A 14,105-nucleotide genomic window follows, 5' to 3' on the forward strand; every position below is an offset into this window, starting at 1 on the left:
TATCATGTTTAAGGATGAAGATGAAACTGGCCAGCCGCGTGTGAGTGAAATGGAACGCTTACGCAAAAAAATTATTCGCTTAAAACAATTAGCGCATAAATATAAGCATGCTGAGATCATTCAAAACGCATTACTCGAAATATCCAATATTGCGACTCATGCTTCTTCACTCGAAGAATTCTATGTTGGCGTACATAGCCATCTAAAACAGCTCATTCCCGCTGATAATTTTTTTATTTCAACCCTGGATACTCACACAGGTGAACTCGCCATCCCCTTTTTCGCTGATGAGAAAGATGCCCATCCAGCGGAGCTTTATCCTGAACAATCACTATCTACATTATTACAGCAAGGATTAACAGGCTACGTACTCAGAACTGGGAAAGCTTTGTTGTGTAACAATGACACAGTCAATGAACTGATTGCCGCTGGAGAAATTGTTAATTTAGGTTCTCCCTGTCATCTGTGGCTGGGCGTGCCCATCAAACAAGATGACATAGTAACGGGTGTGTTAGTGGTGCAAACCTATGACACAAACATCAGTTATGGTGAAATCGAACTCGAGTTAATGACGTTCATTTGTCACCATATTGCTGGGGTCATGGAACGGCTAAAACATCAAGAACAATTAGAACAAGCTATCCAGCAAAGGACAAAAGAACTCAGCCAAGCCTACGATAAGTTAAAACTAGAAGTCTATGAACGGCGTAGAGCTGAACGCTTACAAAAATCACTGTTCGAAATCGCCGAGCTAGCAAGTTCCAGTGCAGACAACCCAGACTTTTATGCCCAATTGCATAATGTTATTCGACACCTCATTCCCGCCAACAATTGCTATATCGCGCTTTTGGATGACACAGAAACCCACCTCACGTTTCCTTTTTATGTATCGCAATTAGCCAATAAGCACCCTGGCACTCGGCCGCTACAAGACGGCTTAACCGAATATGTGCTCAAACATAAGCGCCCACTATTGCTAGATCAAAGCAGTATCAATGCATTAATTGCCTCTGGTGAGCTATATTCCCAAGCGCCAGCGTTAAATCATACTCAAACCATGCATCAGTGGATCGGAATCCCGCTTTTTATCCATGATCAAGTTCGTGGTGCGTTAACGATTTACAGTTTTAGCATGACACAGAATTACCAAGTTAAAGACTTAGAATTACTGACATTTGTATCACAACATATAGGCTCGGCTATCGAGAAAAAGCTGTCCGCTGAGTCCTTACAACGCAGTTATGAAGAGCTAGAAGAAAAGGTTATTGATCGTACCAAAGCGTTAGCCGAACTAAATAAAAGTCTTGAGAAAGAAATTCAACAACGCCGCAGTATGGAAGCCAAGCTAGTTCACGATGCCAAACATGACGCACTTACAGGCCTGCCTAATCGCGCTATGTTTATGGAGCGTTTATCTCAAGCGATCAAGCATGTTCGTCGCCATAGCTTAGAACAGTTTGCCCTGCTGTTTATCGACCTCGACCGCTTCAAACAGATTAACGACACTATGGGACACCTAGAGGGTGATAAATTCTTAATTGAGACGGCAAGCCGACTCAAGTCCTGCATTCGTGATAACGACACCTTAGCGCGACTCGGTGGCGATGAGTTTGTGATACTGCTCGATAGCATTAACAACATCAACGACGCGAAAGATATATCAGAAAGAGTGATCCAAAAAATATCCCAGCCCTATCGACTTGGCACAATGGAATTTAGTTCTGGAGCCAGTATCGGTATCACCATCAGTGGCAAACACAGAATCGATACCAGTGAATCTATGTTACGTAATGCAGATACTGCCATGTATCAGGCGAAAGCCAATGGTAAAGGTTGCTATGTTATTTTTGATGATAACGCCCAACATCAGGCCATGCAGGATGTCGAGTTAGAAACTGAATTTAGACATGCATTACACCATGCTGAAATACAGCTTAGTTACTTACCAGTAGTCAATTTTAAAACAGGTCAAGTGCATGCATTAGAAAGCCGCCTGTTCTGGCAACATCCGCAGCGTGGGCTCTTACAGCAGGAACAACTTAGCACGCTTGCTGAACAGTCACACCTTACCGTTGAGCTCGATAAATATACGATCAGCATCATAGATAGCAGCTATCCCCAACTCCTCAAGCAATATGATGTATCTGTTGAATTACATGTCATGCTTTCGAGCCAACATCTCAAGCATAAGCATGTACTGCGCAGTTTGAAAAACACTCTCAAGCAAACCCAGTTAAACCTGAGCCATTTGTGGTTATTCTTCAATGAAAAAGCCCTAGTGCAGGAAACTGAAAATCATATCAATGGCTTTGAATTGTTGCAGAAGCTCGGGGTGAAACTCGGCATCAGCCAGTACGGTAGCGGCTATAGTGCATTAAATAGCTTATTGTTTCTGCCGATAAAAGGCTTAAAACTCGATGCCAACCTCACCAAACAAATACAAGGCGAGCAACAGCTTAAGTTAATGTCTGCCTATCAAAAAACGGCATCAACCTTAGAGCTTCAAACCTTTGTCGATGGCATTGATAACCCTGAACAAAAACGTATCTTCAGTGAACTGGGTTATCAACTGGGTCAGGGGGCAGCTTTAGCCGACACTTTTACCTTATGTGAAACCCAACCACAGATCTGTGCTCAGCTCGAATATGCCTAGTAAAAAATAAGTAGCTGATTTAAAAGAATAGTAAGCGAAACCGCTCGCTATTTTTTAAACATGTCTCTTAAGCTAGAAATATTTGCCCGCCCCGTTTGCATCCGCTCCTGCTCCGTTTGTTGTGGCTTACGGTTTTCCCACACCACATCATCTTGAGGTAACTCAAGTAAGAAACGGCTTGGCTCACAACGCATGGTTTCACCAAATTGGCGCCTTTCGCGGCAGAGAGTGAACCAAAGCTCTCGTTGAGCTCGAGTGATACCCACATACGCCAACCGACGCTCCTCATCGACGTTATCTTCGTCTATGCTGGTTTGATGGGGCAAGATACGCTCTTCTACTCCAACCATAAACACGAAGGGAAACTCTAAGCCCTTAGAAGCATGCAAGGTCATCAACTGCACCTGATCGCCACCTTCATCTTCACTATTGCGCTCCATCATGTCCCTGAGCGTCAATCGAGTCACCACCTCTGGCAAGGTCATAGGCTCATCTAACTCATCACCCGCGAGCATCTCAGTCACCCAACGGTAAAGCTCTGAGATATTCTTCATCCGCATTTCAGCGGCCTTGGCACTGGTGCTGGTTTCGTATAAATAATCTTCATAATTGATCTTACGGATCAAATGCTTCACCGCCTCGACGGGTTCACCACGTTCGGCATGCTCCCCAGTCTCCACGATAAAACGACCAAACTGATACAAAGATGACATAGCCGCAGGCGGTAAATGATGATTCAGTTCAGGCTCAAAAATCGCCGCAAACATAGAAATATGCTTCTCGTTGGCAAAATTACCTAAACGCTCTAAGGTTGATGGACCTATGCCACGTTTAGGCAAATTAACGATGCGCAGGAAAGCATTATCGTCATCGGGATTCACCACGAGCTTTAGATAGCCCATAATGTCTTTAATTTCAGCACGAGCAAAAAATGACGTACCACCACTCAATTTATAAGGAATACGGTTCGTCATCAGTGCGCGTTCGAGTAACCGTGATTGATGGTTGCCCCGATACAAAATCGCATAATCGCCAAACTGAGTACGGCCGACAAACTTGTGCCGCACAATTTCGGCAACAACACGTTCAGCCTCTTGCTCCTCATTGGCGGCAAACAGCACCCGCAACGGCTCACCATAGGCAAGCTCGCTAAACAGGGCTTTATCATAAACATGGGGATTATTCGCGATAAGAATGTTCGCAGCCCGTAGGATCCGCTGGCTAGAACGGTAGTTCTGCTCCAGTTTAATCAGCTTAAGCTGTGGAAAATCTTTACCCAATAACACGAGGTTTTGTGGCTTAGCACCACGCCATGAATAGATAGACTGATCGTCGTCCCCCACCACAGTAAAGCGCGCCCGCTCACCCACTAACAGCTTGACCATTTCATATTGGCTGGTATTAGTATCTTGATATTCGTCCACCAGCAAATATTGGATCTTGGTTTGCCAGCGCGTCCGCACTTCTTCATGGTGGCGTAACAATAAGGTTGGCATCAGAATCAAATCGTCAAAATCTAAAGCGTTATAGGCTTTCATATGTTGAGCATAACGCTGATACAACATAGCAAATAAGTGCTGTTGCTCATCTTTAGCGATTTTGCGCGCCTGATCGGGAATAATTAAGCCACCCTTCCAGTTTGAAATGGTACTGGCGAGTGCCTTGAGTAAATCTTTATCTTCATCCAACTCGTCTTGGGTTAACTCTTTGAGCAGTGCCAAGGTATCTTGATCATCAAACAGCGAAAAGCCTGGCTTTAAGCCTAAGACCTTATGCTCGCGTTTAATGATCTCAAGCCCTAAGGTGTGGAAGGTTGAAATCCACAATCCTCTGGCCTCTTTGCGTCCCATGGACTGAGCGACCCGCTCTTTCATCTCACGGGCAGCCTTGTTGGTGAAGGTCACCGCCGCAATATTACGCGCCTTATAGCCACACTTTTCGACCAAGTAAGCGATTTTATTGATAATGACGCGCGTTTTACCACTACCCGCACCCGCCAATACTAGGCAAGGGCCTGAAACATAATGAACAGCATCGTTTTGGGCGGGATTGAGTTTCATCTTTGCGCAATATCCAAACAAGTCGACAGAAAGGGATGGGATCATAGCAGAATCGACAGTTTTAAGGCTAACAAATCCCCGCTTAGGTTGAGCAGAACTCAACTCTGTAGATAAGCCTCTCCGTGATATAAACCCCAACAACAGCCAACTAAAGTGTTCACGCGTCTGCTTTACTTTTGAAAGCTAACGTACTGAGTTACAATCGAGCTATTCAGTAAAGAGGCGGACAAGATTATGATCAATCCAAAGAAAATCGAAGAAATGGCGAAACAATTGAGCGAAAGTTTGCCCAGCGGTCTAAAGCAATTTGCCGGTGAATTTGAAGAGCGCAGTAAGCAAGTACTGCAAAATCAATTGCTCAAGTTAGATATGGTTTCCCGTGAAGAATTTGATGTGCAGCAACATGTACTACTGAAAACCCGCGAAAAATTAGAAGCCCTACAAGCTCAAGTCAATGAGTTAGAAAAAAAGCTCAACGCGGCGGGCTAACTTATCATGCATGTTTGAAAGAGCACAGTTAGCGATAGCGCAGCTGTGCTTTTTTGTTTTTAACACTTCAAGCATTGAGTCACTTGGGGAAATAATGCAACAACTCGCCAGCTATATCCTTGCTATTGAAGGCTATCCAAGCCCTGTCTACGTGGTAAGCCAATCAAACGAGCAGCAAACCTATCACGATGATAATGTGGAGATTCGTGAGTCCATAACGCTTTATCACTTCGATAACGGGGTTGTGATTAGCAAGCTAAGCGAGCAAGATAAACAAGCTTATGCGTCAGACATGGTTTGTGAAGATTATTGGCTCAGCTATCGGGTTGTAACAGCTCATATTGCGATTTCGCCGCAGCAAAAATCCTTTAGCAATCTATGTCAGCAAAGCTTTTGGCTTAAGATGCAGCAAGGGCTGGCAGTAAGGCCACCGCTGCAACCAGAGCATAAACAGACTTAATGCTTTAGCGTCGAACAATCAAGGAATGAAGCTACAATGGATGTCACAATCAGCACACACTATCAGGACTATCTTCTTTGGGGATTATTGTTGCTTGGTGGCCTGCCGCTACTCACTTATCCCGGTGTGCTCCTCGCCAGCTTGATGGGACTGGCCAGTCAATCAAGCATTAAACCCGCTTTTATCTATCGATTGATGAATCAGTGTTTTCTATGGGGAAGCCTAATTTATCCCGCCGTGTATATCCCCTGTTATCGCATTACTAGCGATAGTACTGCGACTTCTTCATCTTTAGTCATTGCTGCGTTGCCACTGCTGCATCTAATCTTACTGTATGGCTGCTTTCGCTTTATGGATGCTCCAACTAAAGAGACAAATAGTTAAAGCTTTTGTTGGCGAGCATACTTTTGCTTAAGGCCTTTATGGTTAGCCTTAACTAACTTCCAGCGGTCACAGCCATTGAAACGAGCATATTCACTGACTGCGATATCAAAGGCCGCACAGAAATCCTCATCTAAGCCATTCACCATCATGCCCTCTTCTAAGGTCAATTGCTGTAATAGCAATAGGTTAGCTTGGCGATCGGCTTTAACATCCACGCGGCCAACAAAAATGTCGCGCCACAGAATCGCTAAAGAATAATAACCATACTGACGCTTTTCGGCTGGGACATAGACTTCAATTTGATAATCAAAATCAAACCATTGCTTTAATCTTTGCCGTTGGATCAATAAATTATCGAAGGGATTAAGCAGCCACACTTTATGAGGTAATGGTGCATTTAGCTGTAATGAAGGGCGATAAAAGTAGCTTTGGCCCGCAGCCTTAAAATACGCTAATAGCCCGTGAGCTAACAACTCTGCCAATTCTTGGGCTACAGTTGATTTCATACCTTTGCGTAAATAAGCCATTTGCGCCGCAGTACCGAAGGCGTGGGCATCAAGATAACGATCAATTAGATAGCGGGTAAATTCACTATCTGTCGGTGCTTTGGCATTTACATCTTGTGGCAACACACGCGCGGTAAGATCGTAAACCTTTTGAAATTTCTCCCGCCGCACCACCATCAACTCACCACGCATAAACAGCTGCTCTAGGGCTTTTTTCGCGGGTTTCCAATCCCACCAGGTACCGTTTTTAGCTTCACTATGTTCAAAATCACTGGCCTTGAGTGGCCCTTCTGCGAGGATTCGCGCCCGCACTTCCTGCATTATTTTATCGTCGGGCTCAAACCAATGCTTACCGCCATTTTGCAGCTGCTGTTTACGCTGCAAACTAAAACGGTAATCGGCAATCGGTAAATAAGCTGCCGCATGGGACCAATATTCGAAGATCTCTCCTTTGGCTAAAGCCATATCAAGCATCTTTGGCTGATATTCTGGCATACGACTATGCAGCACATGATGATGCGCTCGCTCAACCACGTTGATAGAGTCAATTTGTACATAACTGAGACGTGAAATTGTCTCGGTAACTGAGGTATGTGGTTGTAATAATCCTTGCTGCTGCATATTTAATTGCAGCCACTCGCGGGGTGAAAAGGGATTAGGCATCGATTCTCCAAATTCAACGGCAAGCAAATACCAGACCAGAGAAAAAATATAACAAACTGAAAATAAAAGTATTTAGTACACTATTCAATGAGTAGGTTTGTGAAATGTACGCACAAGTCTACTCACTAGGCAGTATATTCGGATAACATAAGCCATTTATACCTTAACGGCTATCGGTTTACCTGCCCGTTAGTTTCACGACTCGAAATAGAGCCTATCTGGCATAGGCTCTTCATTAAGGATTGATGATGAATATCTACTATCGCCAAGCACAACTCTGCGGCCGCAAAACAGGTAATGGCACTAAGCTGCCATTTTTGATGAATATCTTGTATTCACTTGCTGCTAAAAATGGCGATCACCAGCCCTTTTCAATAGATGACATTAACGCGGTACTGTTTAATCAGCATCAGTCGATTGGTTGCTCTATCGAGGCGCCGCTACCGATAGTGAGTTGGCGCACCGAAGCGATAGAGTATGAGTTATTTAAAGGCGAAGAGCTGGTGTACCTGCCCCAATGTATCATCTTTAGCAATGGCGCCATTGCCTATGTCATTGTCGTCATGGGTGATGAGTATGAGCTGCGTATTTGGCCCGATTACAGTAACCGTGATCGAGAAAAACACCACTGGTTTTCCCACCATGCCGTAGTCTATTCCGCAGAACTTGACGTCTTTAAACAAAGCTTCGAAGCACTGCTCAAACATATTAAAAAAGAAAATGACTACGAGAAAAAACACCCAAAATTTGGCAAAGACATCCCACTATCAGATTCATAAACTTGAATAATGAGTATGGATTTAGCGGCAATCGCCATAATTTTGCCACTATTGATCAGCAACTTGCCCGCAACTTTTGTAAAAAAATCTGTTTTAATACCCGCCGTGATACCGAGTTAACTCTGCACAATCTTAGCGGATAAGTCTCGGTCGTATTTCATAGGGAATGAAATTCAATGTTCAGCATTATTTTCTGGGTACTCACCCTACTTAGTTTGGCCTTATTTGGTAGCGCAGCCTATTTAGTGGTGCGAGCACTCCTCAAAAAATTTAATCGAAGTCAAGGAATCGATATGTCAGCACAAGAACCGTGGGCAGCAGCCACCGCAAAGGGAACGGCATTAAAAAACACCACCTTATTAAAAGCCTTAACCATTGGCATACTCTCAATCCTCGCGTTGATCCCGCTGGGGATCATTATGGATATGACTTCTGATCGCCAAACCCTTTACCACAGCGTTGTCGATGAAATCGGCCGTTCATGGGGTGAGCAGCAAACCCTCTCAGGTCCTGCGCTGGTGATCCCTTACAGCTATTTTGTGTTGCAAGAAGAAGTCAGTAACGACGGTAAAACTCGCCATGAAGTGAAGCGTACCTATCAAGATGAGCTAGTGATCCTACCGAAAAAGCTCACCCTCGACTTAGACCTAAAACATGATTTTCGCACCCGTGGCATTTATCAATCGCTGGTGTATAACGCAGCTCTACAAGGTCAGGCCGACTTCAGCCTTAACCGTTATGATATTCCTAACCTTATCGCCTTCGATAACAAAAATGCCCGGTTAGTCTTTGGGGTGTCATCGAATCAAGCAATTGATAAAGTAGAAAAAATTGAAATCACCGGTGAATCGACATTACTCTCTGGATCACTGATGTCGGGCACGGGGTTAACCACTGGCGGTTTAGAAAAAGGCTTTAATCAAAAGATCCAAGTCAGCGAAGCAAGTGATTTTAGTGTGGATTTTGCCATGACACTACGCGGCTCTCAGTCTATCAGCGCATTGCCACTAGGCGAGCAAACGCTAATCAATATTCGCGCCGACTGGCCGCATCCAAGCTTTAAGGGATTATTACCCGCAGAACGGGACATCAACGCGCAAGGCTTTACTGCAAGTTGGAATATCAGCCACTTAACCCGTAACTATCCACAAGAGTTTATTAAGAGTAATCAATCGACTCTCACTGAAGTGTCGGCCAATGCGATTTTATTCGAACCAGTGACTCACTACGGCAAGATTGATCGCTCGGTAAAATACGGCCTACTGTTTATCGTGCTGACTTTTATCATGTTGTTTATCTTCGAAATCGGACAAAAAACCAGCCTAAGCACGATTCAATATGTGTTAGTCGGCAGCGCCATGGCCTTGTTCTATTTGCTACTACTCTCGCTATCTGAGCATCTAGCCTTCTTGCATGCCTATTTAATTGCCGCCTGTATTCCCGTGCTGTCGGTATCGGCTTATGTAGGGAGTGCCACAGCAAGTATTAAGCGCGGTGCATTAGTGGGCATCATGCTGGTGAGTTTATATGCCGTGCTGTACTCGATACTGCAACTGGAAGATTACGCCCTATTGATGGGTTCAGGTTTACTGTTAGTCGTACTGTTGATTTTGATGTTCGTGACTAGGCATCACCCTAAGAACACGGCGCAATAGCGCCCTACCGATCCACCCTTGAAGACCCCCGACAGCGCCATCTTTTGCTGTCGGGATTTTTTTATTGGCAAAACCATTGCCGCGTTGTAGCCTATGGCGTTTTATGAAGAGGCTTATATTTTGACCCATAGCGTCTATCTTTTACGCCGTTTAGGTTTAGCTTGGATACTGTTGGCAACCATTCCGGGCTTACTATTACTGACACAGAATCAGCTGTTTCCACTGATCGATCTGCACTCTACCTTAGCCAAAACCTTATATTGGATTACCATGACGGGCACAGCGCCCTATGGCGTCGCAACAGTCTTGTTTGTATTGGCGATCGCCTATCGTCATATGCCTAAACCACTCTTTATAAGTTTATTTTTTGCCATCAGCCTCAGCCAAGTTATCAGCTTAGGCTTAAGCCACACCCTCAAATCCTATTTTAAAGAGCCCAGACCTAATCTCGTTTTTCTAGCAGAACAAGCACTGCCTAAGCATGAACCGCTTTCACTCGATGCCTTTTATCAATTGGATAAACAGTCACGTTCAAAGACAATTGCCAATGCACTCGATGGCTTGATCGCTGCAGAACCCGCCTTGAAACTCGACTCACGGATCCATCAGCATTGGGAAGATGAAATCGGCTATTCTTTTCCTTCGGGACATACCATTTTTGCTGTGACGCTAGTGCTTACCGCCAGCTACTATTTGCTACTCGCTGGATTACCTAGCTTAGTCATGGCGTTATGGAGCTGGGGATTTTTGATGGGATTAAGCCGTATGCTGCTTGGTATGCATTGGCCGCAGGATGTGCTGTTTTCAACCTTTTTAGCCGCCATCATCAGTGGATGTAGCGTGTTCTTTGTCAGTAAGTTGCGTCCACTCTCGCATGCGTTTGCTAAAGGATCTGAGCGCTAACGCTGTTAATTCAGCGTCTGGATTTGGCTGTCGACTCACATACGACAGCTTCAAACACTATGAAGTTAAATACTTAGGCATTGCTAAGCACTGCCTAAGTATTTTGCCACTAGAGCCTGATAAATTCCATTGGCCTTAATTCTAGCGAGCCCTTGATTGAAAGTATCCCGCGCCACTGAGTTGTGGAACACCATTCGATAGGATGTTGGGGGGAAAATAAAGTGGTAGCTTAATGCTTGCTGGGTATCAACATCATCCTCAACGAACTTATTCAGTTGAGCGAATATATAACGATCGGCAATCACAGTATTAATGCGACCTAAGTACAACATACGGTTCTGGCTTAATTGGCTATCGACTTCACGATAAATAGTCTGTTGCGCTACGGCATTAAACTCAGGGCCAAGTAAGAAGCGAGCATTTTCAAAAGCGGCGACACTGTACTTTTTAAGATCCGCAATACGTGTTATTTCAAGGCGTTGTTCGGCCAAGCTGATCGCCACATTGGTATATTCAACATAATCATTAGACCAATAACCATCGACGCCATTTGCAGGGTTCATCGTCATTACAGCATCTAATCGATCTTTATTGAAATATAAAACTTGGCGTTTACGAGAGTAGAATTTGAAGTTGACTGGCTGCCCCATTTCCTTAAACGCGGCCTTAATAATATCGATCTCAAGCCCTGATTCAGCATCTTCGATAATATAAGGCGGTCGATTTAGAGCGCTACCAATGGTTAACGATGCAGAAAATGCATAAGTCGGTAATATGAATAAGCAGATTAGCAACAAACTCAAGCGCATACAGTGTCTCACTCTTATTAGTATCATAACATTAGCGGTAAATAACGGGAGTTCCAAACAGCGCGACTCCCAAAATCTCTATCCGTTATCACTGTCACAACCTTTAAAATATCTCATTTGATCAAGATTTTTGGCAAAGTCGGCTAAGACTGGCAAACTAGAGGCTGACTCAGTTAACCCTAAGCTTTCGATGACAGACACTCACCACTACAAACTCGATCAACTCGATTTAACGATTCTGCGCTTACTGCAAACTCACGGCAGATTATCGAATCTCGAACTGGCCAATAAAGTCGGACTATCGCCATCTCCTTGCTCGCGCCGTGTTAAAGCCTTAGAAGAAGCGGGTTATATTGCCGATTATGCAACGCGTCTGTCGGCGGATAAGTTCAACCTGCATTTGACCGCGTATATCCATGTTCGAATGGAGAAACATACACCGGCGATTCTCAATCAATTTGAAACCAATGCACTCGCCTACGAAGAAGTCCAAGAATGCGCGCTGATCACTGGCTCAGAGGCCGACTATCAACTTAAAGTGCTAGTACAAGATATGGCGCACTTTCGCACTTTCCTGTTAGATAAACTCACGACCAACGTGCATATCGCAGGGGTGCATTCCAGCTTTGTCCTCAAAAAGGTTAAGGACCACACGGCCATTCCCTTAGGGCATGTCAACATTCAAGCATAAGCCAACACCCAACAGTCACGGCAAACACCGCAAACAAGACAGCGGCACAAGTAACAGTCATAGCACAAAATAGCGGTTAGACATCTGCCATACGGTATTTTTTGACCATAAGATCACAATTCAATAAATTTTTATCATCGCAATGATTCGCCAAATCTCAACCTTCAGTCGCACCTGATAGCAATAAAATCTCGCACAAAACAGATAGGCGGCACACAACATCAACTTACAGCCAAAAACCGATAAATTATTGCAGATTAACACCATTTTAACGCACTAAAATTGCGTTGAAATCCTAATTTATCCGCCTAAGATACGCCTTCTTTTTACGGGAGGCACAATGCAATCGGCCAATACAAGTTCAACTAACCACTTCAGCTCACGCTTAGGTTTTATCATGGCGGCCGCAGGTAGCGCCGTTGGCGTCGGCAATATTTGGGGATTCCCCACCCAAGCGGCCACCCATGGTGGCGGCGCCTTTCTACTTGTGTACCTAGTGCTGATTTTCATCCTAGGCATTCCCATGCTGATGGCTGAACTCATGATAGGTCGCCACGGGCAAACCAACCCCGCCGATGCCATGGGCAAACTCGGCTTCAACTCGCTCACCCGCGGTTTAGGCAAGACCATAGGTTTGCTTTCCATAGTGACAGCGGGATTGATTTATACCTTCTACAGCATTCTCTCCGGCTGGTTTGTCAGCTTTGCCATCGCGCCTATCGCCACTGCCTTTGGCTCGAATGATACCGCCGCTTGGCTAGTGGATTTTTCGCTGTCACGTAATCTGGTGTTTACACTGATCTTCAGCACGCTGGTGTTTCTGGTATTACTGCAAGGCGTGCAAGAAGGCATAGAAAAATGGTCGAAACGCTTAATGCCGTTATTACTGATCATGCTGATCGCGGGCGTGGCGTATATCTTCACCCTTAATGGCGCGAGCGAAGGGATAAGCGAGCTACTCACACCTAACTTTACCAAGGCACTGGCGCCAGATACCTTGATCAGCGCGCTCGGACAAACCTTCTTCTCCCTTACCATAGGCACAGGTGCCATGATGGTGTACGGCAGTTATCTGAGCCAAAAAGAGAATATCGCCAAACTGACCGTCTGGGTTGCCTTTACCGACAGCGGCATCGCCTTTCTCGCCGCCTTCTTGATTATCCCAGCCATGTATGTGGCCCAGCACAATGGCGTGGAGATTTTTAATGCTGAGGGTAAATTACTCGATTCGGATGCATTGGTGTTTACTGTCTTACCCGCGTTATTTTCGACCTTAGGCGATACGGCCAACCTCATCATCAGCGTGATTTTCTTTATTCTGCTGATCATCGCGGGTTTAACCTCGGCCATATCCATCGCCGAAGTGCCGACGAGTTATGTGATGCAAAAGTTCGGACTCAGCCGTCAACGCGCCACCTTGATCATCGGCCTATTGTTGACCTCATTATCCTTATTACTGGCGGTATTTTTTGAGACGCTATTTAGTTTCACTATAATGCTGACCACCCAAATCGCCCAGCCGCTGGTCGCCCTCGGTATTGCGGTTTACTTAGGTTGGATTTGGCGCCAAACCCAGCTGCTCAAGGTAATTCGTGGGCAAGAAGGTGTCGATAGCACAGGACTTTTCTGGCGCATTTGGCCAAAGTATGTGAAGTATATTTGCCCAGTGCTGATTATCGCCATAGCCATCAGGCAATTTGTATAACCTCTTTCCAAAAACTAACAATCCACGCTGAATTCGGGGATTGTTAGCTCACAATCAAAAAACTAAGCCCCCCCCCTTTTATTCTGTTTAAATATATAATGCTGAAGAATCCCCTGATGATTTACAAATAAATCATCAAATTAGGGTGGAAGCGCATCTTGTTGCATGATCAAATGGTTTCGCCAAAAACTACACTTGGACAACAAGATGCGCGAAGCCAATATCCTACAACATTCTTTACACCAATACTGCCCAGAACTTCACCTAAAACGATTAAACAGCTTGATGCTGGCCTCTAAGGCACTGATTGAATGTAAGACACTGACCTTGACTGAGTTAGGTCGAAAT

At 44.9% G+C, this 14,105-nt stretch carries 12 protein-coding genes and 1 pseudogene; 10 read left to right on the forward strand and 3 right to left on the reverse strand.

What is annotated here, in order from left to right:
- Window positions 1–4 precede the first annotated feature (4 nt).
- Window positions 5–2,653, forward strand: coding sequence for a diguanylate cyclase domain-containing protein (locus L5M18_RS12105; RefSeq protein ID WP_263197092.1), 2,649 nt, complete (start codon window positions 5–7; stop codon window positions 2,651–2,653).
- 47 nt (window positions 2,654–2,700) lie between these two features.
- Here L5M18_RS12105 and rep read toward each other — a convergent pair whose 3' ends face one another.
- Window positions 2,701–4,713 carry a DNA helicase Rep gene (gene rep, locus L5M18_RS12110; RefSeq protein ID WP_263197094.1) on the reverse strand — a complete coding sequence of 671 codons (2,013 nt, stop codon included), beginning with the start codon at window positions 4,711–4,713 and terminating at the stop codon, window positions 2,701–2,703.
- A gap of 234 nt (window positions 4,714–4,947) precedes the next feature.
- Between rep and ubiK the strand changes: the two genes are divergently transcribed.
- From ubiK to L5M18_RS12125, 3 genes are all read left to right on the forward strand, one after another.
- Window positions 4,948–5,202 carry a ubiquinone biosynthesis accessory factor UbiK gene (gene ubiK, locus L5M18_RS12115; RefSeq protein ID WP_006083441.1) on the forward strand — a complete coding sequence of 85 codons (255 nt, stop codon included), beginning with the start codon at window positions 4,948–4,950 and terminating at the stop codon, window positions 5,200–5,202.
- A 94-nt stretch (window positions 5,203–5,296) separates the two neighbouring features.
- Window positions 5,297–5,662: a hypothetical protein gene (locus L5M18_RS12120; RefSeq protein ID WP_263197096.1), complete on the forward strand. Its 366-nt coding sequence runs from the start codon at window positions 5,297–5,299 to the stop codon at window positions 5,660–5,662.
- 36 nt (window positions 5,663–5,698) lie between these two features.
- A complete protein-coding gene (locus tag L5M18_RS12125) occupies window positions 5,699–6,046 on the forward strand; it encodes a hypothetical protein (protein ID WP_263197098.1) in 348 nt (115 codons plus the stop codon).
- Here L5M18_RS12125 and L5M18_RS12130 read toward each other — a convergent pair.
- Window positions 6,043–7,215: a winged helix-turn-helix domain-containing protein gene (locus L5M18_RS12130; RefSeq protein ID WP_263197100.1), complete on the reverse strand. Its 1,173-nt coding sequence runs from the start codon at window positions 7,213–7,215 to the stop codon at window positions 6,043–6,045. The two genes, L5M18_RS12125 and L5M18_RS12130, sit on opposite strands and share 4 nt — an antisense overlap.
- Before the next feature lie 248 nt (window positions 7,216–7,463).
- On the opposite strand from L5M18_RS12130, the gene L5M18_RS12135 reads away from it, so the two are divergent.
- The 3 genes from L5M18_RS12135 (at window position 7,464) to L5M18_RS12145 (ending at window position 10,552) form a co-directional block, all read left to right on the forward strand.
- A complete protein-coding gene (locus tag L5M18_RS12135; RefSeq protein WP_263265991.1) occupies window positions 7,464–7,994 on the forward strand; it encodes a hypothetical protein in 531 nt (176 codons plus the stop codon).
- Window positions 7,995–8,170: 176 nt separating this feature from the next.
- Window positions 8,171–9,649, forward strand: a complete 1,479-nt coding sequence (gene creD, locus L5M18_RS12140; protein WP_168825956.1) for a cell envelope integrity protein CreD — start codon at window positions 8,171–8,173, stop codon at window positions 9,647–9,649.
- A gap of 93 nt (window positions 9,650–9,742) precedes the next feature.
- Window positions 9,743–10,552 (forward strand): phosphatase PAP2 family protein, encoded by an 810-nt coding sequence (locus L5M18_RS12145; protein ID WP_173913158.1) that lies wholly within the window; start codon window positions 9,743–9,745, stop codon window positions 10,550–10,552.
- 83 nt (window positions 10,553–10,635) lie between these two features.
- Here the strand turns inward: L5M18_RS12145 and L5M18_RS12150 are convergent, their stop codons facing one another.
- Entirely contained in the window at window positions 10,636–11,361 is a 726-nt protein-coding gene (locus L5M18_RS12150; RefSeq protein WP_198573143.1) for a substrate-binding periplasmic protein, read from the reverse strand.
- A 190-nt stretch (window positions 11,362–11,551) separates the two neighbouring features.
- On the opposite strand from L5M18_RS12150, the gene L5M18_RS12155 reads away from it, so the two are divergent.
- From L5M18_RS12155 to L5M18_RS12165, 3 genes and pseudogenes are all read left to right on the forward strand, one after another.
- On the forward strand, window positions 11,552–12,052 hold the full coding sequence (locus L5M18_RS12155; protein ID WP_198573148.1) for an Lrp/AsnC family transcriptional regulator: 501 nt from the start codon (window positions 11,552–11,554) through the stop codon (window positions 12,050–12,052).
- A gap of 340 nt (window positions 12,053–12,392) precedes the next feature.
- Entirely contained in the window at window positions 12,393–13,757 is a 1,365-nt protein-coding gene (locus L5M18_RS12160; protein WP_263197102.1) for a sodium-dependent transporter, read from the forward strand.
- Window positions 13,758–13,964: 207 nt separating this feature from the next.
- Window positions 13,965–14,105: pseudogene (locus tag L5M18_RS12165) on the forward strand (IS4 family transposase); the annotation flags it as partial.

It is taken from the genome of Shewanella sp. SM20, from assembly GCF_025654545.1.
Lineage (GTDB): Bacteria > Pseudomonadota > Gammaproteobacteria > Enterobacterales > Shewanellaceae > Shewanella > Shewanella oncorhynchi.

What these genes read in the sequence shown, in the direction of transcription:
- ubiK (WP_006083441.1), top strand. Translation starts at nt 4,948, where the DNA reads ATGATCAATCCAAAGAAAATCGAAGAAATGGCGAAACAATTGAGCGAA.
- L5M18_RS12120 (WP_263197096.1), top strand. Translation starts at nt 5,297, where the DNA reads ATGCAACAACTCGCCAGCTATATCCTTGCTATTGAAGGCTATCCAAGC.
- L5M18_RS12130 (WP_263197100.1), bottom strand. Translation starts at nt 7,215, where the DNA reads ATGCCTAATCCCTTTTCACCCCGCGAGTGGCTGCAATTAAATATGCAG.
- L5M18_RS12155 (WP_198573148.1), top strand. Translation starts at nt 11,552, where the DNA reads ATGACAGACACTCACCACTACAAACTCGATCAACTCGATTTAACGATT.
- L5M18_RS12150 (WP_198573143.1), bottom strand. Translation starts at nt 11,361, where the DNA reads ATGCGCTTGAGTTTGTTGCTAATCTGCTTATTCATATTACCGACTTAT.
- L5M18_RS12105 (WP_263197092.1), top strand. Translation starts at nt 5, where the DNA reads ATGTTTAAGGATGAAGATGAAACTGGCCAGCCGCGTGTGAGTGAAATG.
- L5M18_RS12125 (WP_263197098.1), top strand. Translation starts at nt 5,699, where the DNA reads ATGGATGTCACAATCAGCACACACTATCAGGACTATCTTCTTTGGGGA.
- rep (WP_263197094.1), bottom strand. Translation starts at nt 4,713, where the DNA reads ATGAAACTCAATCCCGCCCAAAACGATGCTGTTCATTATGTTTCAGGC.
- L5M18_RS12160 (WP_263197102.1), top strand. Translation starts at nt 12,393, where the DNA reads ATGCAATCGGCCAATACAAGTTCAACTAACCACTTCAGCTCACGCTTA.
- L5M18_RS12145 (WP_173913158.1), top strand. Translation starts at nt 9,743, where the DNA reads ATGGCGTTTTATGAAGAGGCTTATATTTTGACCCATAGCGTCTATCTT.
- L5M18_RS12135 (WP_263265991.1), top strand. Translation starts at nt 7,464, where the DNA reads ATGAATATCTACTATCGCCAAGCACAACTCTGCGGCCGCAAAACAGGT.
- creD (WP_168825956.1), top strand. Translation starts at nt 8,171, where the DNA reads ATGTTCAGCATTATTTTCTGGGTACTCACCCTACTTAGTTTGGCCTTA.